The sequence below is a fragment of the Methanolobus profundi genome (assembly GCF_900114835.1).
GTDB classification, from domain to species: domain Archaea; phylum Halobacteriota; class Methanosarcinia; order Methanosarcinales; family Methanosarcinaceae; genus Methanolobus; species Methanolobus profundi.
Genome location: NZ_FOUJ01000002.1, coordinates 258,964 through 282,323 on the forward strand (window position 1 = coordinate 258,964; position 23,360 = coordinate 282,323).

The 23,360-nt window shown below is 43.5% G+C and carries 24 protein-coding genes; 9 read left to right on the forward strand and 15 right to left on the reverse strand.

Going from position 1 to position 23,360, the window contains the following annotated elements:
- Nucleotides 1–139 precede the first annotated feature (139 nt).
- Both BM008_RS06510 and BM008_RS06515 read left to right on the forward strand, forming a co-directional pair.
- Nucleotides 140–2,380 (forward strand): CDC48 family AAA ATPase, encoded by a 2,241-nt coding sequence (locus BM008_RS06510; RefSeq protein WP_091935043.1) that lies wholly within the window; start codon nucleotides 140–142, stop codon nucleotides 2,378–2,380.
- A 48-nt stretch (nucleotides 2,381–2,428) separates the two neighbouring features.
- Complete coding sequence (locus BM008_RS06515; protein ID WP_091935046.1) at nucleotides 2,429–2,704, forward strand: PRC-barrel domain-containing protein; 276 nt, start codon at nucleotides 2,429–2,431, stop codon at nucleotides 2,702–2,704.
- Between the two features lie 74 nt (nucleotides 2,705–2,778).
- On the opposite strand, the gene BM008_RS06520 is transcribed toward BM008_RS06515, so the two are convergent.
- Both BM008_RS06520 and radA read right to left on the reverse strand, forming a co-directional pair.
- Nucleotides 2,779–3,459, reverse strand: a complete 681-nt coding sequence (locus tag BM008_RS06520) for a phosphoglycolate phosphatase (protein WP_091935049.1) — start codon at nucleotides 3,457–3,459, stop codon at nucleotides 2,779–2,781.
- Nucleotides 3,460–3,571: 112 nt separating this feature from the next.
- The gene (gene radA / locus BM008_RS06525; protein WP_091935051.1) at nucleotides 3,572–4,549 is read right to left on the reverse strand and encodes a DNA repair and recombination protein RadA; all 978 of its coding nucleotides are present in this window, start codon (nucleotides 4,547–4,549) and stop codon (nucleotides 3,572–3,574) included.
- A gap of 148 nt (nucleotides 4,550–4,697) precedes the next feature.
- Here radA and BM008_RS06530 point away from each other — a divergent pair, with 148 nt between their 5' ends.
- From BM008_RS06530 to BM008_RS06540, 3 genes are read left to right on the forward strand one after another with little or no spacing between them, the layout of a single operon-like run.
- The gene (locus tag BM008_RS06530) at nucleotides 4,698–5,168 is read left to right on the forward strand and encodes a phosphopantetheine adenylyltransferase (RefSeq protein ID WP_091935054.1); all 471 of its coding nucleotides are present in this window, start codon (nucleotides 4,698–4,700) and stop codon (nucleotides 5,166–5,168) included.
- 31 nt (nucleotides 5,169–5,199) lie between these two features.
- On the forward strand, nucleotides 5,200–5,532 hold the full coding sequence (locus BM008_RS06535) for a hypothetical protein (protein ID WP_091935055.1): 333 nt from the start codon (nucleotides 5,200–5,202) through the stop codon (nucleotides 5,530–5,532).
- Nucleotides 5,533–6,369: a TIM barrel protein gene (locus tag BM008_RS06540; RefSeq protein ID WP_091935058.1), complete on the forward strand. Its 837-nt coding sequence runs from the start codon at nucleotides 5,533–5,535 to the stop codon at nucleotides 6,367–6,369.
- 10 nt (nucleotides 6,370–6,379) lie between these two features.
- Here BM008_RS06540 and BM008_RS06545 read toward each other — a convergent pair whose 3' ends face one another.
- The 8 genes from BM008_RS06545 to mutL form a co-directional block, all read right to left on the reverse strand.
- The gene (locus BM008_RS06545) at nucleotides 6,380–7,066 is read right to left on the reverse strand and encodes a HoxN/HupN/NixA family nickel/cobalt transporter (protein WP_091935061.1); all 687 of its coding nucleotides are present in this window, start codon (nucleotides 7,064–7,066) and stop codon (nucleotides 6,380–6,382) included.
- Nucleotides 7,067–7,377: 311 nt separating this feature from the next.
- Nucleotides 7,378–8,715 carry an energy-coupling factor ABC transporter ATP-binding protein gene (locus BM008_RS06550; protein WP_091935626.1) on the reverse strand — a complete coding sequence of 446 codons (1,338 nt, stop codon included), beginning with the start codon at nucleotides 8,713–8,715 and terminating at the stop codon, nucleotides 7,378–7,380.
- Nucleotides 8,716–8,724: 9 nt separating this feature from the next.
- A complete protein-coding gene (gene cbiQ / locus BM008_RS06555; protein WP_091935064.1) occupies nucleotides 8,725–9,507 on the reverse strand; it encodes a cobalt ECF transporter T component CbiQ in 783 nt (260 codons plus the stop codon).
- A gap of 295 nt (nucleotides 9,508–9,802) precedes the next feature.
- Entirely contained in the window at nucleotides 9,803–10,111 is a 309-nt protein-coding gene (locus BM008_RS06560) for an energy-coupling factor ABC transporter substrate-binding protein (protein WP_091935068.1), read from the reverse strand.
- A complete protein-coding gene (locus BM008_RS06565) occupies nucleotides 10,108–10,803 on the reverse strand; it encodes an energy-coupling factor ABC transporter permease (protein WP_091935070.1) in 696 nt (231 codons plus the stop codon). The genes BM008_RS06560 and BM008_RS06565 overlap by 4 nt, the downstream gene beginning before the upstream one ends.
- 305 nt (nucleotides 10,804–11,108) lie before the next feature.
- Nucleotides 11,109–11,690 carry a cobalt-precorrin-7 (C(5))-methyltransferase gene (locus BM008_RS06570; protein WP_091935073.1) on the reverse strand — a complete coding sequence of 194 codons (582 nt, stop codon included), beginning with the start codon at nucleotides 11,688–11,690 and terminating at the stop codon, nucleotides 11,109–11,111.
- 2 nt (nucleotides 11,691–11,692) lie between these two features.
- Entirely contained in the window at nucleotides 11,693–12,703 is a 1,011-nt protein-coding gene (locus BM008_RS06575) for a cobalt-precorrin-5B (C(1))-methyltransferase (RefSeq protein WP_091935076.1), read from the reverse strand.
- Nucleotides 12,704–12,744: 41 nt separating this feature from the next.
- The gene (gene mutL / locus BM008_RS06580; RefSeq protein ID WP_091935079.1) at nucleotides 12,745–14,778 is read right to left on the reverse strand and encodes a DNA mismatch repair endonuclease MutL; all 2,034 of its coding nucleotides are present in this window, start codon (nucleotides 14,776–14,778) and stop codon (nucleotides 12,745–12,747) included.
- 164 nt (nucleotides 14,779–14,942) lie between these two features.
- Between mutL and BM008_RS06585 the strand changes: the two genes are divergently transcribed.
- A complete protein-coding gene (locus BM008_RS06585) occupies nucleotides 14,943–16,127 on the forward strand; it encodes a multidrug effflux MFS transporter (RefSeq protein WP_091935082.1) in 1,185 nt (394 codons plus the stop codon).
- A gap of 28 nt (nucleotides 16,128–16,155) precedes the next feature.
- Here BM008_RS06585 and mutS read toward each other — a convergent pair whose 3' ends face one another.
- A complete protein-coding gene (gene mutS, locus BM008_RS06590) occupies nucleotides 16,156–18,804 on the reverse strand; it encodes a DNA mismatch repair protein MutS (RefSeq protein ID WP_091935085.1) in 2,649 nt (882 codons plus the stop codon).
- A gap of 172 nt (nucleotides 18,805–18,976) precedes the next feature.
- Here mutS and BM008_RS06595 point away from each other — a divergent pair, with 172 nt between their 5' ends.
- Both BM008_RS06595 and BM008_RS06600 read left to right on the forward strand, forming a co-directional pair.
- Nucleotides 18,977–19,318: a zinc-ribbon domain and TM2 domain-containing protein gene (locus BM008_RS06595; protein ID WP_091935628.1), complete on the forward strand. Its 342-nt coding sequence runs from the start codon at nucleotides 18,977–18,979 to the stop codon at nucleotides 19,316–19,318.
- Nucleotides 19,290–19,820, forward strand: coding sequence for a DUF2085 domain-containing protein (locus BM008_RS06600; protein ID WP_091935088.1), 531 nt, complete (start codon nucleotides 19,290–19,292; stop codon nucleotides 19,818–19,820). The genes BM008_RS06595 and BM008_RS06600 overlap by 29 nt, the downstream gene beginning before the upstream one ends.
- Nucleotides 19,821–19,844: 24 nt before the next feature.
- Here the strand turns inward: BM008_RS06600 and BM008_RS06605 are convergent, their stop codons facing one another.
- Nucleotides 19,845–20,528, reverse strand: a complete 684-nt coding sequence (locus BM008_RS06605) for a class I SAM-dependent methyltransferase (RefSeq protein WP_091935091.1) — start codon at nucleotides 20,526–20,528, stop codon at nucleotides 19,845–19,847.
- Nucleotides 20,529–20,634: 106 nt separating this feature from the next.
- On the opposite strand from BM008_RS06605, the gene BM008_RS06610 reads away from it, so the two are divergent.
- Nucleotides 20,635–21,123: a small multi-drug export protein gene (locus BM008_RS06610; RefSeq protein WP_091935094.1), complete on the forward strand. Its 489-nt coding sequence runs from the start codon at nucleotides 20,635–20,637 to the stop codon at nucleotides 21,121–21,123.
- Between the two features lie 7 nt (nucleotides 21,124–21,130).
- On the opposite strand, the gene BM008_RS06615 is transcribed toward BM008_RS06610, so the two are convergent.
- From BM008_RS06615 to BM008_RS06625, 3 genes are all read right to left on the reverse strand, one after another.
- Complete coding sequence (locus tag BM008_RS06615; RefSeq protein ID WP_091935097.1) at nucleotides 21,131–21,517, reverse strand: hypothetical protein; 387 nt, start codon at nucleotides 21,515–21,517, stop codon at nucleotides 21,131–21,133.
- A gap of 88 nt (nucleotides 21,518–21,605) precedes the next feature.
- A complete protein-coding gene (locus BM008_RS06620; protein ID WP_091935100.1) occupies nucleotides 21,606–22,448 on the reverse strand; it encodes a MerR family transcriptional regulator in 843 nt (280 codons plus the stop codon).
- 248 nt (nucleotides 22,449–22,696) lie between these two features.
- Nucleotides 22,697–23,293 carry a hypothetical protein gene (locus tag BM008_RS06625; protein ID WP_091935103.1) on the reverse strand — a complete coding sequence of 199 codons (597 nt, stop codon included), beginning with the start codon at nucleotides 23,291–23,293 and terminating at the stop codon, nucleotides 22,697–22,699.
- Nucleotides 23,294–23,360 lie beyond the last annotated feature (67 nt).

A 23,360-nucleotide genomic window follows, 5' to 3' on the forward strand; every position in this document is an offset into this window, starting at 1 on the left:
CAGATATTTAAATCTTCTCGGTCATACATTATATAATAAAGAATGCCGGAGACCATATCTTATTTATTCTTTAGAATAAAATAGGTAGTTATAAATTACAATCATACTGTGTATTCAATGTAATTTTTGGGATGAAAATATGGATGAAGTACAGATCAAAGTAGAAAAGGCACACCCTAATGATTTTGGGAGAGGGATCATTCGCCTTGACCCCACCACACTTTTAAGCCTCCAATTGTCACCCGGTGACATTGTCGAGATAGAAGGGAAGAGAAAGACCGCTGCTAAAGTATGGAGAGCTGAAAGACAGGATTGGGGACAGGGTATTGTCAGAATAGATGGATTCATCAGGCAGAACGCAGGAGTCGGTATCGGAGAAAGGATAACAGTAAAGAAAGCCGAGGTCACAACTGCCACAAAAGTGATATTAGCACCACCAGAAGGTGTCACCATGGAATATGGTGATCACATAAGTGAGATCATCAAACGTAATATCATGAAACGTCCCCTTGTAGAAGGAGACATAATTCCTATAATCAGTTCAATGACACAGCCCATGACATCCCAGGTGGGCGGTGGACAGGCGATACCTCTTATCGCTGTGGAGACTGAGCCAAAGGAAGATGAGATCCTTATAATTGGAGAGTTCACTGAGATCGAACTTCGCCAGAAACCCGTCCGTGGTTACGACGGTGCTACCAGAGGTGTCACCTACGAGGATATCGGCGGTCTTGGTACAGAGATACAGCGTGTCAGGGAGATGATAGAGCTTCCACTGAAACACCCTGAACTGTTCCAGAGATTGAACATCGAACCTCCAAAGGGTATCATACTTTATGGTCCACCAGGAACTGGTAAGACACTTATAGCCAAGGCAGTTGCCAATGAATCCAGGGCTAATTTCCTCTACATTGCAGGTCCTGAGATCATGGGTAAATACTATGGTGAGAGCGAGGAACGTATCCGTAAGATCTTCGAAGAAGCAGAGGACGATGCCCCATCCATTGTATTCATTGATGAGATCGACTCCATTGCACCCAAGAGACAGAACGTCACAGGAGAAGTAGAGCGCAGGGTCGTTGCCCAGTTGCTCACCATGATGGACGGTCTTGAGGAAAGAGGACAGGTAATAATAATCGGTGCCACCAACCGTGTGGATGCGATCGACCCGGCACTTCGCAGACCAGGAAGGTTCGACAGGGAGATAGAGATCGGAGTTCCTGATACGGAAGACCGTCTTGAGATCCTGCAGATCCACACAAGGGGAGTTCCGCTTGCTGAAGATGTTGACGAGGATTTCCTTGATTATATAGCAAAGCACACACAGGCATTTGTTGGTGCTGACCTTCTCGCACTTGTGCAGGAAGCTGCAATGCGTTCACTGAGACGTGCATTACCTGACATCAACCTTGAAGATGAGGACATCCCACAGGAGATACTGGACACTATCACAGTATGCAAAGAAGACTTTGATAATGCACTCAGGGAGATCGAACCATCCGCAATGAGAGAGGTACTGGTAGAGGTACCTGATGTAAGATGGAGCGACGTTGGAGGTCTTGACATAGCCAAGCAGGAGATAAAGGAAGCTGTGGAATGGCCGCTAACAAGACCTGATAAGTTCGTGAGCATGGGTATCAAACCACCAAAGGGCGTACTTCTATTTGGACCGCCTGGAACCGGAAAGACACTCATTGCACAGGCAGTGGCCAACGAATCAAATGCTAACTTCATCAGTATCAAAGGCCCACAGATGCTATCCAAATGGGTAGGAGAATCTGAAAAGGCCATCAGAGAAACCTTCAAGAAGGCAAGACAGGTTGCACCATGTATCGTTTTCTTCGACGAGATCGATTCAATTGCACCAATGAGAAGTGCCGGTTCTGAGGATTCAAAAGTATCCGAAAGAGTTGTCAATCAACTATTGACAGAACTTGATGGACTTGAACCGCTAAAAGAGATAGTAGTGGTTGCCGCAACCAACCGTCCAGACATAATCGACCCTGCACTTTTAAGATCAGGAAGGTTTGACAGGATGGTACTGGTAGGACAGTCCACATATGCAGGCAGGAAGGAGATCTTCAAGATCCATGCAAAGGACATACCACTTGGTGACGATGTCACAATAGATGACCTCGCATCAATAACGGAAGGATTTGTTGGAGCTGACATAGAAGCAGTATGCAGAGAAGCTGTTATGCTTGCACTAAGAGAGAATTTCGATTCTGAGAAAGTTGGTATGAAATACTTCAGGGAAGCTTTGAATAAGGTCAGGCCAACATTGTCCGAGAATCTTGTGGATTACTATGAGAAGATACAGGCACAGTTCAAGGGCGGTATCAAGAAAGAAGAAGCAAGTTCTTATATAGGATACAGATAAATATATGAAAAATTTAAATGTGATTATTATACATAGGGGCGAATGAAAATGGCAAACGTCTTTGCAAAGAACCTTTCGAGCAAACAGGTAATGGCAACAGATGGAACCGAGATCGGAATTCTGTTCAACATCGTAATGGACATAAGAACAGGAGACCTTATCGACCTGATAGTTAAACCGGATATGAGTCTTGATACATCAAAATACAAGGCAGATGAGCAGTACATACTATTGCCTTTCGAATCGGTCAGAGCTATCAAGGACTATATAGTCGTTGATAAGAACATGGCAAGAGGACTGGTCACTGAACCGGTCAATCTTTAAATTACAGACTGCAAAGAGCATATTTGCCTTTGCGGTTCTGCCACCTCTTTTTACTTTTGACGTTACACGGTCACTTAGATAAGACCTTTTGATAAAAGGAAGTCTATAGCTTCTGCAGTGCCATCGCCATATGTTGCCTCGCTGACATAATCGGCAATATCTTTCAGGAAATCATCAGCATTGCCCACTGCAACTGCAAAACCTGCTTCTTCAAGCATTTCAAGGTCATTGACCGAATCGCCTATAGCAACGAAGTCAGATGTTTGAAGTCCCATCAGTTCCGCCATTTTCAGAAGACCTGTACCCTTGTTTATCTTCCGGCTCTTTATATGAATAGCAAAGTGAGTATCGATTATCTCAACACCCGGAAAACGGTCCTTCAATAGCTCTTTTGCTTCATCGATATCAAAGTTACTCCTGAGGACTATCTCTGTTTTCCTGTGAACAGAATCTAGTTTTTCCATATCGTATTTTGTGGACAGGAACTCGAATGCTTCCTCGCACTCATGTATAACATCTGAGACAATTGGTTCGTTGTCAAAGCCATCTACAATGACACCACCATTCTCAGCTATTATATTACAGCATACGCCTACAAGTTTTGCTACGGCCTTTGCATAACACAACACATTTCCGGTTGCTATCACAACAGGAATATCCAGCGAGCGCAGCTTTTCAGCAGCCTCGAGGCTGAGCTTGCGGTCCATATGAGTGATAGTACCATCAACGTCGATCACAAGAGCCTTGTACTTCATATGCACTAAATGAAATGAAATAGATAAAAGTGTTTTCAATGCATGATATTTCCAGACATCAGAAAAAGAGAGGAGGATCCCATAAAGAGATCCGGTTAGATGTTACAAACTATCATGGATCACGCAGACCAGGAGTTGTAACGGAAATTATTGCTTCACCATCAGGAAGGTTCGGAGAATCCACAAGTTTGACTATCCTCTTGTCACCCTTGGATTTACGTAAGTACAACCTGAATGTAGCCGTGTGTCCTACGATATGACCACCGATAGGTTTTGTAGGATCACCAAAGAAAGCATCTGGTTTTGACATGACCTGATTTGTAACTACAACACTTGCGTTGTAAAGATCACCACATTTCTGCAGGCCATGAAGGTGTTTGTTGAGCTTCTGTTGCCTGTCTGCAAGTGTTCCCCTTCCTATGTACTCTGCTCTGAAATGAGCTGTAAGGGAATCCACGATGAAAAGCCTCACTGGCATATCAGTGTCCTTTAGCTCATTAGCCAGCTCCATTGCAGAATCAACAAGGAGGATCTGGTGATTGGAATTATAAGCACGTGCCACATGTATGTGTTTCAGGAACTCTTCGGGATCATATTCCTGACCATATACCTCGGACAGACCATCGACCATCTGCTTGATCCTTTCGGGCCTGAAGGTGTTCTCAGTATCTATTATGATCACAGACCCACTTAGTCCGCCCTGTTCCTTTGGCAATTGTACATTCACAGCAAGCTGGTGTGCGACCTGCGTTTTACCAGAACCAAATTCACCATAGAGTTCAGTAATTGCCTGAGTGTCTATACCACCGCCCATCATCTCATCGAATTCGGTACATCCTGTGGTCAGCTTACCCACAAGCTTCCTTCGTTCCATGACCATATCACCGGTCTCGAAACCTCCAATATCTGCAGACTGGCGGGCTGCGAGAATGATCTTTGAAGCTGTAGATTCACCAATTTCGGCTGCTGTTGCAAGTTCTGCCGGTGAGGATACTGCGATCGCCTCTATCGTTGTAAAACCTGCATCCTTTAATTTTTGCGCGGTTGCCGGACCGACATGGTCCAGTTCTTCTAATAACACTTCTGACATTTATCTTAACTCCTGGGTGCACATGTTTTCTTCTGGTGCACAGTTAGTTTACTTAATTGCTCTATGAGTATATATACATGAAGAGAGCGGGGTGAAAGTATTATTTATAACACAAGGCTTATCATCGAACATACATTATTAGAGAGCAATGCCCAGAGTAGTAGTAGGCGGGACTTTCGAGTGCCTTCACGACGGACACAGAGAACTTCTGAGAAAAGCATTCGAGCTTGCCGGTGAAGGATCAGTGGATATTGGCCTGACATCCGATGAGATGGCAAACAAACGCCCACGCCATGTTCCTGACTATGGCACCAGAGAAGGGAAGCTCATTGAATACATCAGGAAAATAGCAGAAGGCCAGGAATATAGCATCATAGAGCTCAACGAACCCTATGGAAAAACACTTACTAAGAACTACGACTACATAGTCGTGTCTCCTGAAACATATCCCGTTGCCATGAAGATAAACAAGCTCAGAGCCGGGAAAGGTATCCAGAAGATAAATATCGTCAAAGTGGATTATGTGCTTGCTGATGACGAAAAACCGATATCATCCACCAGAATTGTTGATGGCGAGATAGATATCCATGGGCATCTGAAGTCCGGAGACAGAACATAATTTTATAAACTATTTTTTACAACTAAGGTCCATGGGTAGAGTATTCAACGAAATGGACAATCAGATCTTTAACAAGCTTGCACCGGAACTCAGTGGAAATACCATGTCCAATGCAGGACACAACTATCCTTTTATCCTCAGACCGATCTCACACAAGATAGCAGAGGACGGGGAAGATTTCAGGAACAGGATGGAGAAGCTGGATACTGAGGAAATGGAATATCTTTTCCAGATGGCAATGGAAGGAAAAGAGGATGTCAGGTCACTTGAAGAGGATGATGTTGACACATTCCTTGAACTTGTTGAAGAGAAACTTTCAGCAGAGAAGCTAAAAGAGCTGAAAGCAAAGCTCGGCATGGCATAAATGAAGCCTTCCAAACTCCTTTTTGGTAGCGCAGGAACGCCAAAGAGCTCTAAGAAGAGAAATAGTATATCCGGCATAGAAAGAGTAAAGGAACTCGGACTTGGCTGCATGGAACTGGAGTTCGTCCGTGGTGTCAAAATGGGTGAGGCCACTGCCGGAGATGTTCGCAGGAAGGCTGAAAAAGAAGATATCTCATTGAGCGTACATGCTCCATACTACATCAATCTCAACTCCCTTGAACCTGAAAAGGTCGATGCCAGTATCGAAAGGATATACAGGTCATCATTGATCGGTAACCTCTGTGGTGCACGGAACATAGTGTTCCATCCTGCATATTACCAGAAAGATACGCCTGAAAAAGTATATGATAAGGTGTATGAACTGCTGAAAAAGCTTACTTCAAGGTTGGCAGATGAGAGTATCGAGGTCATACTTCGCCCGGAGACCACTGGTAAAGGAACCCAGTTCGGTAGCCTTCAGGAGAATGTGAGACTTGGTGTGGAGCTCGACAATGTACTGCCATGCATAGATTTCTCCCATCTTCACGCAAGAAGTTGTGGAGCAGAGAACTGTTATGATGAATTCGCTGCCACACTGGAGTTCATTGAGAACGAGCTTGGCAGGGAAGGACTGGATGACATGCATATGCATGTATCTGGTATAGAGTATGGTGAAAAGGGAGAAAGGAACCATCTTAACCTTGATGATTCAGACCTTCGGTATCCGGAACTTATGAAAGCCCTGAAGGATTTCAAAGTAAAAGGACTTCTGATATGTGAAAGCCCTGATAATGACGAAGACGCCCTGCTTCTTAAAAGAACATATGAGGGGTTGTAGACACTCATACTCAAATATGAATACCCGGTGCCACATATTCCAGCAGTGGGTGGAGCAATGTGAAGAGACCTATTGCAACAATAACAGAACCACTTACAAATGGAAGTTTGTTTATCTTTGTACTGCTCACATAGCTCTCAATGAAGCCCTTCCCTTTAACAAATACAACTGACAGGGATGTAATGGCTATTGCCAGACCAAAACTGAATATCAGCACATAGATCAGACCATTATATATCTGACCATTTGCAATGCTGAAAAGCAATATTGCAAGAGCAGCAGGACATGGAATAAGTCCGGTGGAAAGTCCTATTGCAATAACACCTTTTTTAGTATCGATCGCATGTTCATGAGGATGATAGAATTTTCTCAGTATCCATGCCCCCACAACTATCAGAATTATTCCTCCGACCACGCTCATTATATCATGGGTCATGTCAACATTCAATGTTTCTACTAGATAGATCGACGCTACACCAAGTCCCAGCACAACCACGACATGGGACACAACAATGGTCAGCCCCAGAAGAAGTGCATCTTTCAGGGTTGCATCCGTACCCATGACAAAAACTGCCATTATAGATTTTCCATGCCCCGGCTCCAGTGCGTGAAGTGCACCAAGCAGAAAAGCAGATATGACTATCAGAAAGCTAAGTTCCGATGACAGAGCCTCTGTTCCAATTGAAAGTAGTTCCATGATAAATTACCCCTTTGTTAATCAAGACCTAATTACTGACAATGTGCAGTAGTACTTAGTAATACTAATTTAACTTGTGTTTATAAATAAGTTATGAATAAGTATGCTACAAAAACATATATTAGTAATACTCATTTTCAAAATACTACATGATCATAGACCGAAAAAGAGCATTTCAGGCAGGATCACGTGACCAATAGCAATACTGAACGTATTGCAGCATTACAGATACAGGAACATATCAGGTACGTGCATTAGAAGAAAAGGCTGAATAAAATTACAAGATATAGAAAAAGAAAGAGAGAAGGACCTTAACAGGATCCTTTACCATTACCATTATCTGAATCCCCATTTACAACCCCTACATGGAGATTTATTCCACTCTTTTCGATGTAACCGTTTATCCTCTCAAGTGCATGGTCCACCATGCCGCCGTGTGTCAGTATAAGGCATCTCTGCCCGGAGAGTGCATTGAGTATTGACCTGTCAATGACACCGGATGTCACATGTAGATAGATCTCATCCCTTTCAGCGACGATCTTGCTCTTCTTGCCCATTGCACCTACACACTCTATGCCGTCATTCTTCAGGACCTGCAACAGTTCCTCATTATCGTAAGCTGAAGTATCATATATAGAAATAGAGCCAGCCCTCAGGGGTTTCCTTCCCATCTCGACTATTGCAAGACCATCCTCATGTTTGTGAAGGACTTTGCAGTTAGCAGCCTCGTACATAGAATCCTGAGCAAATTCCCCATAGAGGATACCCATGTTTATTGTCTCGCCTTCCTTCACCTCAGGAGGAACATCGACCCACATAAGATTTTGTGGTCTCAGTGTATGAACAAGGTCCGGGATATCCCTTGGTGGCTTTGAAGCACGTGCAATTCCCCTTTTCCTGATCTCATCATATATCTCAAGGGTGATCGGTCTTTTAAGATAGGCTTCCTTGAGCTTCTCGGTCTGCCTGAATATCTCCTCAGGAGTTCCTTCACTTATCACCTTGCGGTCATTCATAAGGAAAACATAATCGGCCCAGCCATATGCCAGATCCACATCATGAGTGGATATGATGATCGTCTTTCCGAAGTAATTCAGTTCATTGAGAAGGTCCATGACCTCATCGGCACCTACAGGATCCAGATTGGAAAGTGGTTCATCAAGAACTATGACCTCAGGGTCCATGGCAACAACACCTGCTATTGCAACCCTCTTCTTCTGTCCGCCGCTCAGATGGTGAGGAGGCTTGTCCTTCAGGTGTGTAAGACCTACGTATTCAAGAGTATCATGAACTATCTTTGCAACCTTATCCTTTGGATAATCAAGGTTTGTCGGACCAAATGCTACATCCTGATAGATGGTTGGAGCAAATATCTGGTCATCAGAATTCTGGAAAACTATACCGACGCTCTTTCTCACTTCCCTGAGTGACTTAGAGTCATATTTCAAAGGTTTTCCATGGAATAGAACCTCGCCTTTTTTGGGACGGTGAGTTCCATTGAGGGTCATGAAAAGGGTGGACTTCCCTGAACCATTGCGTCCTACGAAGGCTATTTTCTTTCCTTTCTGAATAGTAATATTGATGTCCTCAAGGGCAAGAGTACCATCAGGATAAGAGTAACTAAGATCCTTTGTTTCTAAAATAACCACCATTTCACCTCAAATAAAAGATATTCCCCTTGTTAGCCAGAAGACCACAAGTACGATCGCAAAATATGCCCCAGTAAGTAACATTTCCGGCATCTTCACTGGTCTTTTCTCATCATACATTATCATCTTGCCGTCATAACACCTTGAATTCATGGACAGATAGAGCTTTTCACCCTGTTCCCATGACCTGATGAAAAGATTAGTACCCAGCATCACCATTGACCTGAAAGAGGTCTTGAAATCACGATATCCAAGACGCACGGTCTGAGCATATCTTATCCCCATTGCAACATCAAGGAAGACAAAGATGTAGCGATACATCATCATCGCTATCTCTACAAAAGAATCAGGGAGTTTGGCGGCTTTGAGCACTGCGAAGAGTTCGATCATCGGTGTTGTCAGTGACAGGAAGAACAGACATGACATACCACTGATGGTCCTTGCAAGAATGAGCAAGGCCATATTCAGACCCTGTGAGCTCACCCCAAGAGTATATCCAAATATATCAAATTCAAAAAGATTGGCACCTTCACCAAAAAAGAAGGCAATGATCACTATGCTCACAAGCACAAAACCTGCAGGAACTGCAAGTATCTTAAAATAGAATTTTGGAGGGACCTTTCCAAAAAAGATGGTTGCAAAACTCATACACAATGCTATGGTGAACGGAACGAAGGGAGATGAAGATGATACACCTGCCAGGATCCCGAAGGTAACAATAGCCAGTTTGAGCCAGTTGTTCCTGTACCTTAATGGACTCAATATTGCATAATCATCCAGAATGTATGTCATTTTTCAACCACGTTATTAGAATGGAGTATAATAGCTATCAAATAAAATCCACTTTATTTAAGGTGGATCTCAATTGCTAGGAAATAAGAGATTTTGCTTAATACATAAATATATCGTTGTAAAACATTATCAACCAGAAGTATAGCAGATATTAAGAAGATCGATAGAACAGACAAAGATCAAATGCAATTCTCATCAATATCCTCAGTAAGGAAAAATAAGTTGATTTGTAGAGAATATCTAGGTAAAAATATAGTAAAAGGAAGGAAATGGGATATCTATCCCAGAGAGAACATCAATTCTCAGTATCTTTATTGCTCTCGCCCTTTCCTCTGTAGTATCCTATTGTATATCCGATTATTATTGCACCAAATGCAGCCTGAAGTGCAAAGAGCAGACTTTCTGTTTCGCCACCTGGTGGTTCAAAGAGATATTGCTGGAACCATGGTTCTGCAGGCTCATATCCGGGAGATATCTCAGAGACAAGGTCACCGGCTGCACCGTCTGCACCGCCAAATTCAGAGTCAGGATTTGCTGCCACTCCATAGAAGAACTGACCGGCAAAGATCAGCACCACTATAGCTACTATATACTCTAACTTCACTGCATTGCCTCCTTAAGTTTTGCAACTGTGGTGGTAGTAAGTACATTAAGATCGACAAGTACATCACTCTTGATCTGAACCACATATTTCATAATAAGTGCTGTAAGAGCACCTTCAAGTATTGCAAGTGGTACCTGAGTAGTTGCAAATACTCCGGCGAATGCTATGAACGAGGCTAATATCCCTCCAGTCGCCGAAGGGAAGGCCAAAGCAAGTTGCAGAGAAGTTACAACATAAGTCACCCAGTCCGCAATTGCTGTTGCAAGGAAGACATTCATGTAGAAGTTCATGCCAGCTTTAGATGCTGCCTTGTAGAACATGTAAGCAACAAGAGGACCAATTATTGCCATTGATGCAGCGTTTGCACCAAGGGTCGTTATACCTCCGTGTGCCAGGAAAATTGCCTGGTAGAGAAGAACTATTACACCAAGAACTGCTGTAATTGCAGGACCGAAGAGAATAGCTGCCATTCCGGTACCGGTTGGATGAGAGGAACTTCCGGTAACGGAAGGAAGCTTCAGGGATGAAAGAACAAATATGAACGCTCCGGCCACTGCCAGCAGAGGGACTACCTCTCGTCTTTCACTTACGAGCTTGTTCATCTTGTACATACCGTACAATATAACTGGAATAGATATTGCAAACCATGCTTGCCACCATGGGTACGGCAGAAAGCCCTCAAATATATGCATTAATTTTCACCTTCCATTTTTGATCACATTACAATAATCAATTAGTGTACCATCCATAATCAACTAAAATTGTTTTGGATACTGGATGTAATATGTTATGGTACATAAACATAACGATTCACGATTTAGATTACCACTGTTTTTCAAAGTACTAACAATAGATACCTAATTGAGAAATAACACTATGCACATACGCACACTAGTGTCATTGTTAATGCATTGGATTCATGTGAATTATCAGGAAACAAAGCAAAACAGAATCAATTGTTCTATTATAAAAAAATAAAGTTAAATTGAAATAAGATCTAACGCACTATGACGATGCAGTACATATCGGAATTATTTTCAGGTGGCTCAGCCACTGTGCCACATACCGCGCGTTCATAAGGATAACCAATGTCCTCATAGATACAGATACGTGCATCAACACCCACATCCTGAAGTACTGCCGCAACTTCCCTGGGACCAAAGCTGTCCGCTGGCAGGAGGAAGATATTCTTACCCAGGCCGATCTCCCTGATGAAAGCCTCTTTTGCAGGTGCAGGGTCCCTGCCATGTGCGGTTATCATAGCCAGAGTGGACATGTCGACATGGAAACGTGCACATGCGGCCTGAATAGATGAAACACCCGTGACAATCCTGTCCTTCTCAGTGGCGAACTTGCCAAGACCGGAGAACATAGGATCACCTGTAGAGAGAATTACTGCATCCTCAGGTAAAAGATGAAGATTCTTATAATCTTTAATTAAATGAGCCTCGCATTTGATAAATTCCTCTGCGATCTCAATGGAACGTTTTGAGCCGTACACCACAGGAGCATTACTTATGACCTCAATGGCTTCCTGGGTCAGCATCTTAGGCCCTACGCCAACACCCACCACGATCATAATTATTCCCCGCTGTCCATCAGGACAGTACCGTCCCTGTCAACAACAACAATACGAGCACCCTTGCCTTTTTTCACAGCCATGTTAAATGCCTGTTCCAGACGGTCGTTCTCAGGGTCGAGGTCCAGCATCTCAACAACAGTGGCATAGCCGCTGTCCTTCAGCATATCAGGATCTCCCCATTTCAGAACAAGACCGGGAAGGCCACAGATAACAACATCGCCATGAGCTGAATCAAGCGCTTCGGATATGCGACTGCCTGCAAGAACAACAGTGTGATCTGGGAAAAGCATTGTAGAATAACGGATACCTACCCTGCCTGTTGTGAGTACGACCTTATCAGAACATCTGATCAGATCACCTTTCATCTCACCCAGATGGTCGTTCCATGGCTCCACAAATCCTGTGCTGCCAAGAATAGATATACCATCGATAATACCTATACGGCTGTTCAGGGTCTCCTTTGCGATCTCCTTGCCCCTTGGAAGATAGATGGTTACCTCAGCACCTTTCAGTCCGAGCTCATCCACAGCTTCCTGTATCGAGTTCTTTATCTGTCCCATTGGTCCGGGATTTATGGCAGGATGACCTTTCTTTGATTCAAGACCGCTGCGTGTAACGATACCTATTCCTTCACCTGCATAGATAGTGATACCTTCTGCCTCTTTGGCATCAGCAACGAACTCAAGACCTCTGGTAATATCAGATTCATGATCGTTATTTACCTTCACTGCAACAGCATGCCCTTTACTGCCCTTGACCTCCGATTCGGCACGGAGTCCCACAGGAGTTGGGACGGATACATGTTTCACCTCGCCTGCAAGGGATAGAACTGCTGCCTTTGCAGCCAGTGCTGCAGTGGTTCCGGTAGTGTATCCTCTCTTCAATACAGAACCATCGCTCAGAACTACAAGAGTTCCGTTCTTTATGCCTTCTACAAGCTCTTCACGTGGCATTTTAGAGCGATCCAGCCATTCTTCTGGTATCTTGGATTTATTTACCGGGTCGATCATCTCTGGTCAATTGTAATTAATACTTTTAAAATCTACCGACTCTATCCGGTCCTTTTGAAGAGCTTTGCCAGTTCATCCATAGTGAAAGATATCATGGTCGGACGACCATGTGGACATGTGTATGGATTATTACAGAGCATCAATTGGCGAATAAGTTCTTCCATCTGTTTGGTATTGCACACAGCGCCTGCCTTTATCGCTGCCCTGCATGCCATAGTACTGCAAAGAAGGTCATACCTCTCAGTATCCTCCTTCACCCTGCCAACAGATAGCAGATCAGAGATTATATCATGGATAACATCAGTATTTTCCAGCTTCCCGAAGATGCTTGGAACTGTTGTAACCACATAGCTCTTAGGACCGAACTCGGATACGGAGAATCCCATCTCCTCAAGTTGCGGAATGAACTCTTCGATAATGGCCTTCTCCTTCTGGCTCAGGTCAAGTGTCACAGGAGTGATAAGTTCCTGCCACCCCAGGTCCTGCATCCTCAGCACCTGCTCATACATTATGCGTTCATGTGCAGCATGCTGATCAATGAGAATAAGCTTGCCATCCATATCACTTATTATGTAAAGGTCAGCATATTGCCCGTAGACCTTCACATCCGATGGAGTAAAAGATGCATTCAGTTCTGCCACTTCATCTAATGTAACGCTCATCTGCAGCCTTTCACTTTTTTTCAGACGGCGCTGAGTGTCTTTTGCAGGATATTGATAAGGCTCTTTTTCCTCTTTTATCACATTCTTCCTTGATATCTCATCTGATGAACTATCTGGAATTATGATGGGAGCGGTGGTTTCAGAATTGGAGACGGCCTGATAACCATCGGAAGATGCAGTAGAGGGAACTGGAACCTGTGACCTGGATGACACTGCACTGCCTGATCCATCCTGTTCGGGAACTTCTGTTGAGGCAGGCAATCTCACTGATCCTGTTGCTTTGTAAGCATTAGATATTTCTGAAGAAGATGAAGAAGAAGGTCTTTCAGGTTCACGAACATTCAACCGTGACTGGACAGGAACATCTTTTTTATTCAACTGTACTTCGGGCACAAGAGAATCCCTGGCAAGAGCTTTCTCTACAGCCGATACGATCATAACACTGATCTCTTTCTCATGGCTCAGTCTGACTTCCCTTTTAGCAGGATGAACATTCACATCAACGTTCACCGGGTTGATCGTGAAATTCAGGAAGGCTGCCGGATAGCGGCCTTTTGGAAGCAGGGTATAGTAACCAAGTCTGACAGCATTGCTTAACTGTTTTGAGAATATGGGTCGTCCGTTGATAAGAAATACCTGCAGGTCCTTCCCGCTTCTTGTAAGTTCGGGTTTTGAGATGTAACCTGAAATAGATATGAGGTCTGAATCATATTCCAGAGGAACAAGGGAACGTGCAACGTCAGCACCATAGAGATGAACGATGCTGTCAAGCATTTTGACAGATGAAGGTGATCTCAAGGTCACCTTGCCATCTATAATAAGAGTAAATGATACATCAGGATGTGCAAGGCAGTTTCTGGAAACCACATCAACGATATGTGCTATCTCGGTTCTGGCACTTTTGAGATACTTCTTTCTGGCTGGTGTACTGTAGAACAGGTCATTGACAAGTATGCTGGTTCCCACAGCAGTCCCTGCGGAAGTGATACTTCTTATCCCACTGCTGTCAACAACGACCTTTGTCCCTTCCAGCTCACTTTCCTGCCGGGTGACAAGTTCGACCTTTGCAACCGAAGCAATGGATGCCAGTGCCTCACCCCTGAATCCCATTGTGAGTATGCTGTCAAGGTCCTCGATCCTGTTTATCTTGCTCGTAGCATGCTTTTTAAAGGCAATGGAAGCATCCGTGTGGCTCATTCCGATGCCATTGTCAACAATTAACATGCTTTTCGTGCCATACCCCCCTATTTCCACTCGAACATCGGTTGCATGGGCATCAATAGAGTTCTCAATAAGCTCCTTTACCACAGATGCGGGACGCTCAATAACCTCTCCCGCTGCTATTTTATTGATAGTGGACTCATCCAGCAATCTTATTCTGGAACTATTCATATCACATGCTTTGTCTGTCATTTTTCACTTCCTGTCCACGATAAGTATATTTATGAACTCCAACCCTCAAGCCAAAAATATCTGTTTGTTAGTATTTTTGTGTTTGCATTCGTAAATAAACAATTAATGCCCAACACAATTATATCCATTCGTGATGTTAGAGGCGACATAAAGTTAGAAGGTTCATGATGAACGATTCTGGAAAAATTAAGAACATAGTACCTTTGTTAGCTCTTTTGACAGCCTTCCCGGCTTTTTCCACAGACATGATATTGCCTGCGATACCGTCCCTTGCCATTCTATGGGACAAGCCTCTGGCAGTGGTCAATCTGATACTCATTTGTTTCTTCGTGACCTATGGGTTCTCTTTACTATTCTATGGACCGATATCAGACAGGTACGGACGTAAGAAGCCCCTGATGGCCGGCATCACATTATACATATTTGCCAGTATACTCTGTTCAATGGCCAGCGGGGCCACCGCATTGATAGTGTTCCGAATACTACAGGCTGCTGGTGCTGCTGCCAGTGCAGCATTGTCAATGGCAATGACAAAGGACATATTCTCAGGAACTGAAAGACAGAGGATACTTGCCTATATCGCTGTGATCATGGCACTTGCACCAATGTTCGCCCCTATTGTTGGAGGATGGATACTGGCATACCTTAAATGGAACTGGATATTCATAGCCCAGGGGATCATGGGACTTATCGGTCTCCTCGGGGTTATCAGAACACCAGAGACACTGAAAGAGAGATCGAAAGTACCCATATCTAAAGTAATGCATTCCTATGGTAACCTTCTGCTCAACAGGAACTATGTTATCATGGTCCTTGTGATGTCCGTAAGCCTGTTACCACTATACAGCTTCATCGCCAGTTCCTCAGCCCTTTACATCAACGGATTCGGAATGACAGAACAGGGCTTCAGTTACTTCTTCGCCTTCAATGCCCTTGCACTTATGGCAGGGTCCATGTCGTGTCTGAAACTGACGGACAGGATGAACTCGAACCATTTGATAACTGCGGGTTTTGCAGGAATAACACTGGGAGCAGCAGCCATCCTTCTGATAGGTCAGAACGGACCCTGGAGCTTCGCAATACCAATGGCACTTGTGACATATTCAATAGGCCTCAGCAGACCACCAAGCAACCACCTGGTACTCGAACAGGTACATAAGGATGCAGGAGCTGCATCATCCCTGTTGATATTCACATACTTCACCCTCGGAGCTGTAGGAATGTGGCTCGTTTCCCTTGAATGGATGGAGCGCATGCAGATACTTGGAACCATCACTCTGGTCTGTGGTGCTCTTGTACTGGCTGCCTGGCTGATATTACAGAAAAAAGGAATTGGTACAGAGAACTAGTATCTAAAAATAAAGGGCTTATAAAGCACTATGAAAGCCTGCCCTTTATCTCGTTCAACTTATTCAATGCCTCGATAGGTGTCATTGAATTGATATCCAGTTCTTTAAGCTCTTCAATTACAGGATCAGGAGTTGACTCACTATAATTTGCATCCTGATCGAAGAGTATGACCTGAGTGTATTTGGCACTGCTACGCTGTTTCTTCCTGCCTTTGCGGTCCTCTTCACTGATCATACACTCACTTTCAATGTCCTCAAGGATCTCTTTAGCCCTTGAAGTGACCGCATGTGGAACACCTGCTATCCTTGCAACATGGATACCATAACTCCTGTCAGTAGCACCCGGAACGATCTTACGCAGGAATACAAGATCATCTCCCTCCTCCTTTACAGCGATATGATAGTTCTTCACGCGCTTGAGATTACCTGCTACCTCCGTGAGCTGATGGTAGTGGGTGGCGAAAAGTGACCTTACACCAACACGTCCTTTGTTGTGGATATATTCAACCACGGCCTTTGCGATACTGTAACCATCGTAAGTACTGGTACCCCTGCCGATCTCATCCAGCAGCACGAGGCTCTTTGGAGTTGCATTGTTCAGGATATTGGCAAGTTCCACCATCTCCACCATGAAGGTACTCTGGCCACTTGCAAGGTCATCGAAGGCTCCAACTCTCGTAAAGACCCTGTCAACAACACCTATAGATGCATGTGAAGCAGGAACAAAAGAACCTGCCTGTGCCATTATAACGATCATGGCGATCTGTCGCATGTATGTGGATTTACCTGCCATGTTGGGTCCGGTTATGAGCTGGAACTGATCCTCACTGCAATCCATCTCCGTATCGTTTGGAACAAAACCTCCCGGAACCGTACTCTCCACAACAGGATGCCTTCCATCCCTGATAAGAAGCCTGCAATCTGGAGTGATCGCCGGCCTTACATAATTATTATTAGCTGCCACCTCTGCAAGGTTTGCCAGAACATCCAGCATACCGATAAGGGCTGCCGTTTCCTGTAACTGCCTTGAGTGGGATGCTACGATAGAATTTATCTCAGTGAGAAGTTCGTGTTCAAGGGCCACCATTTTCTCATCAGCTGAGAGAATGGCACTCTCACGTTCCTTTAGCTCAGGAGTATAGAACCTCTCGGCGTTTGTCATGGTCTGCTTTCTGATATAATCATCAGGCACCTGTGCTATGTTCGCTTTTGTGACCTCAAGATAATAACCGAATACCTTGTTGTAACCAACCTTCAGTGATTTTATCCCGCTCCTGTCACGCTCTTTCTGCTGGAACTTAGCGATCCATTGCTTACCGTTCTTCGAGAGGTCGAACAGTTCATCAAGCTGATCATTGTATCCGGGTTTGATCATTCCCCCGTCCCTCACACTAAGTGGAGGTTCTTCAACTATGGCACTGTCGATCAGTTTTGCAAGATCGCCAAGTTCCCCAAAGGAAGATAATTGCGATACAAGGCTTTCCAGCAGGTCAACGCCCTCACATTCTACGAGAGAGTCGAGCAAAAGTGGAACTGATTCGAGGGACTTCTTCAGGGAATAAAGGTCCCTTGCGTTGGAGTTACCATACATAACCCTTCCAACAAGTCGCTCCATATCCTTTACATAGGAAAGATGAGCACGAATATCAAAGCGAACAAGAGTATTATCATGAAGCCATGCAACCGCATCAAGACGGTCATTTATAGCATCCACTGAGACAAGCGGTTTCAGCAGCCATTTCTGAAGCTGTCTTCTTCCCATTGGCGTTTTTGCATCATCAAGTACCCCGATAAGAGAGGAATCATTGCCCTCACCTCTCACATTCCTGACAATCTCGAGGTTCCTCAGGGTGATTGCGTCCAGCACCATGAACTCTGAATCAAAATATGTCTTGAGGGACTGAACCTGTGAGAGTTCTCTCATCTGAGTGTCGGTGGCATAGCGCAATGCTGCACCTGCAGATGATACAGCGACCACCAGTTCACTGCATCCCATGCCTTCAAGAGTTGAGACATTGAAATGCTGTTTAAGCATTTTCTCAGCCATTCCCATATCGAAGGCATCCTCGTTGAAATCATGAATGATTATACGGAGTTCCTTCAGACGCTCTGTAAGGTGAGGATCATTGAACAAAGAAGGCGGCATGATGCACTCGGACGGACCCATACGTGCAACCTCACTGGCGATGCGGTCATATGGTGCACTATCCGTGAACTGCGTTGTCAGGAACTCGCCGGTGGAAATATCCAGGAACGACAATCCGTACTCATCCTTCTCACCATATAGTGCCATCAGATAATTATTAGAAGAATCCGAGAACATGGATGAATCCATTGCAGTTCCGGGAGTTACAACCCTCACGACACCACGTTTCACAACACCTTTGGCCTTCTTCGGGTCCTCAAGCTGCTCACATATAGCAACCTTGTAACCCTTTTTGATGAGCCTCGGGAGATAGGTGTCGATAGCATGATAAGGAATACCAGCAAGCGGCATCTTCTCCCCGTCCTTACTCTTACCACGAGTGGTCAGGGTGATCTCAAGTTCTTTAGCTATGGTCTTTGCGTCCTCGCCAAAGGATTCATAGAAGTCCCCCATCCTGAAGAATATGAGGGCATCCTTATGCTCTTCCTTGGCAGCATAGTATTGTTGCATGGCAGGGGTTACTTTGCTCATTGATCATCCACACATAATTGGTGCTGCAAATTATCGGGTTGTTAGTATTTTTGTGTTTGCATCAGGAAGGGAAATAACAATATATATTAATCAGATAACACTTTTATAATAACACAAATAAAATTTGATATTTGGCAGATCAAGTATCATATGTTTGGGAAATGGTGGTCCCGTGGAATCATATCTGAGTTCTATTGATGATAACAAGAAATTTTGTACAAAATGTGGAGCTATTATTTTAAAGGAAGCTGAGGTCTGTCCACAATGTGGTGTCAGACAGCCTCGTTCTTATGCAGATCATTCAGGTAAGAGCAGGAAAGATAAAACTGCAGCCGGTCTGCTCGCCATTTTCCTTGGAGGACTGGGAGCACATAAGTTCTATCTGAACAATTCTGGTGCCGGACTTCTCTATCTATGCTTTTTCTGGACATATATTCCAGCCCTTCTGGGATTGGTGGAAGGAATACTCTTCCTGACCATGTCAAATGAAGAGTTTGATAGAAAGTACAATTAGGATCAAAACAGCACAAGAGCACAAGATATCAGCTACAATGACAGATATCGCTTCACTGAAAAATGAGATAGTTTCAGGTTGGAATGAGACATCAAAGTATCTGATATCCCATCACGAGTGCCATGAATACTACAAATGTCTGGAACTGAACTACAGGGGAAAAAAGCAGTATATTTGTTCCAGATGCCTTGGAGTATATATCGGCATATTATCAGGGATCCTTTACTATAGTTACATTTCAGCAACCCACCTTTCGTACACAATGATCGCATTACTTCCTATGGCAGCACTCATAGATTGGTCGGTCACAGCTTTTAGGATCAGCAAGAGCAACAACATTTTCAGAGTAACGTCCGGTTTCCTGCTGGGAATTGCATATTTGAATGGAGCATTACTATTTCTCCAGAACAGGACCGACTACATGATACTTGCAATAGGAGTATTCTATGCATCCGCCTCCCTGTTGCTGCTTTATTTGAAGAAAAGAAGAATGCAAATTTAAAATAATGCGGTCTGATGATCCCTGTCAGGAATTCATGATCACCAGCATAGTATTCCCACCTTTCTGGAACTCATAATTCACCTTTTTCTCGGAGACGAGAAGACCACGGGATAACAGAGAATCTATCACCTCGTCAAGATGTATCGACTTTCTTGAATTAAGGTCTACCAGTGGGAATATCCTTAGCTCATTTGCAACCCTTAGCAGTTCGTCAATGGCCTGAAGATGGAATTCAAAGGAAAGCTGTTCCGAATACAGGAACAGAAGATGTGATACCAGTGCAAGGTCAAAAGAATTATCATCAAATGGCAATTCCGGCAGTCCACCTGCTATATAGCGACCCTCTTCCTTGCCGTTCTCAAAGTCCCCAAGGAACAGTTTCATGGAAGACATACGGATCTCACCCAGTTCCTCTACTGAGGAAATGCTCTCCCATACGAACTTATCCTGATTCTCCTGGGTCTGCTCAAGAACCTCGGTGTAGGTCTCATCGATCCTCTGCTCGATGACAGCCCTGTCAAGAGAATATATCGGATCCACAGATACAACAGACCTGCCCTTTCGTGTCATCTCGCAGTTAAAACTTGCAGGACCATCACCACAACCCAGAATAGACTTGTCAAGGTCTTCGTCTGTAAGACTGAACATGTCGACATATTCCTGAAGAGAACGTCCCCAAGGAACTACATTCTGATAATGGATTGACATAAAAAATGATTGTTTCGATGTCAGATAAATGTGGTGAATATGATGAACAATATAAAAGATAAACAGCGTGCAAAAGTATATGATTTTACAAAATTAATTATGATTAATGTTTGGGATTGAATCATTATACTCTGCAGAAGGTATGTTTGCCTATGCACTGGTATTTTTGCTGGCAGCTACACCGTGGATAGAAATACTTGTTGTAATCCCGGCAGGAATAGCTCTTGGACTAAATCCTCTGGCAGTTTCCATACTTGCATTCACAGGAAACCTGACAACTGTCTATTTACTGATTTTTGCCTACCAGTACTTATCCTCTACATTTGATAAACACAAATCCGGCGAGAACAAAAAACAGCTTTCAAAGAGAAAAAAGAAAGCACTTCATATCTGGAACAAATATGGTTTTCCAGGGCTTGCATTCATCTCTCCGTTGACAGTTGGCACACATTTTGCTACATTTGTTGCCCTTAGTTTCAAATCAAAAAAATATATGGTGACAATGTGGATTACAGGGAGTATTTTTGTCTGGACTGTTATTGTCACGGTTGTATCCTATTACGGAATAGAAAGTCTGAAATGGCTTTTGGGATGAAGATATTTCAATTTTCCCGCTGCATCAGCACATATCCCATCCCTATAGTGTAAATCGGCATGGAAAGATACCTCATTCCAATGTCAGTAAAGTATTGAGTAACTGACATCTGGAAAAATCCACCGTACACCATTGAAAGATCCAGTGCAAGATTGATTACCAGCCATATCAGCCCAAGAACTATTCCTTCATTCAGATAATCCGTATCAACATCCCTGAAATACCTTACTGCAAGAATCACACCAATAAAAGCACCAGTGACCACCATGATGGATTTAAAGAATGTCTCATCGATTGTGAAATTACCTTGCTGGTCAACGAATGCAAATGACACTATAAAAGGAACCATCCACACGATCAGTCCATAAAGGAACATTTTGATATATTTGTTCATTTGGAATCCTCTTTTAATTTATAGTTTATAATATCTGGACTTGACTGAAATAAATACTTAATATTTCGAAACTATTTCCTGCAAAATATTACAATGGCGTAACAGGAATCTGGACCTCAGTCAGGAATTCTTCCTCAGGAACTTCATTCGGGTCGTTCAGGTACAATGACCTTGAAGGACCTGCAGCCTTGAGATCATTATTATTTATGTATTCAAAAAGACGGGTATATGCTACACCCACTTCCTCATAGGGACCCTTATGGATAACCGATACAACAGTAGCAGCCGGTAATGTTAACAGTTCAACTTCAAAATCATCGGTGGAAATGCTACCTGATACTGGAAGAGCAACTTCAATATTTGCTCCTGTTTCCCTGTATTCCTCATCATGGCAGATGAACATACAGGGTCCTGTCACCTTTAGATCGTTTCGGGGATTATTTTGTGATCCAATGAACCCGAATAGTTCTCCTATGAGTTTCCCGATCGTGACTTCATAGCTTCCTATCTCTTTTTTACTTAGCACACGCATCTGTGGAACTTCTCTGATCGCTGGTTCTGATACTGACATACTATACAACTCCAATGTGTCTTTTTGTCTGAGCAAGACCTGTTGTACTTTCTGCAGTCTGAGAATCTCCTTCTCAGTGTGTGCACATCGTTTCTGCATAAGTACACTGATGGTGGCACTGTCACTTTTTTCCTCTGCATCCAGCAACGTAGCGATCTCATTAAGGGAGAAGCCCATCCAGGAAAGAGTTCGTATCTTTACTCCTCTTTCTATCTGATCATAGGTGTAGCAACGGTAATTTGTGAATGCATCCTTTGCCTCAGGTACAAGAAGACCTTTCTTATCATAGAGACGAAGGGCTTTCTGCGTCAGGTGCGTCATCAGGGAAAATTTTCCAATTGGTATCCGATCGAATTTCATCTTGTTCAACACAGAATTGGGTTGTACATATTTAATGTGATTTTTTCTGACATGGGTCAGAGTTTGTTCAGTAAGACAAATACACTGTAATAGAATATAGCTCAGCTTGTAGAAATTCTGTTAATTGAAACTTGGAACTGAGCAATTTTGATAAATGCATTATTTCAGTAGCCTTCAAATTAGTAGTGACAGGAACATGCCGCCTGCTGCGGTAGATCGTGTTGTTCTTTGTTCACCAATGATCATACCTAATATCTCTGAATGATGTCCTGCAATATCCCATAAGCAGCTTTTACTTCCTCACCCATATCTTCAACACGTTTTCCCGAAGGAACGAACAGGACATGTGTTCCATTGGACTCGATGGCATAATTTCTTCCGATCCTCTCTGCCAGGGAATCGTTCATTAAAGAAGTATCTCCTTTCAGGGAGAAGTATTTGTTATACGCATTCTTTGATATCGGCGAGCGAGGCTGCAATTCAAAGATAGGAGCTTTTTCCTTAAAGATAATACCTGATGATTTGAAACTCCCTCCATGAGAGCTTGTTGAACCCGTTATAAAATGGCCAATGACTATCGTAATGTCAAAGAATATCACCTGCATACCATCGAACGTGCCTGTGAGAACATTGTACACCTTTTGTTTGTTTCCAAGCTGGGTCTGCCTGAAGCCAATTGATGTGACAATATCTTTTGTAGCTGGCTCAAAACCTATTCCTCCTGCTTGTTCTGCAAGGTTCTTTGATCTGCGTTTCTCATTGAGGTAAGTGATAACAATTGCCAGCAGGATAACTGTAACAACAAAACCTGCAAATCCTAGAATGAAAATTAGTCTGAAGTCCATATTATCAGATCCCTTGAAAGTGAGACCACTTTCATAGAATATACAATTACAACTTATAAAAATTGAT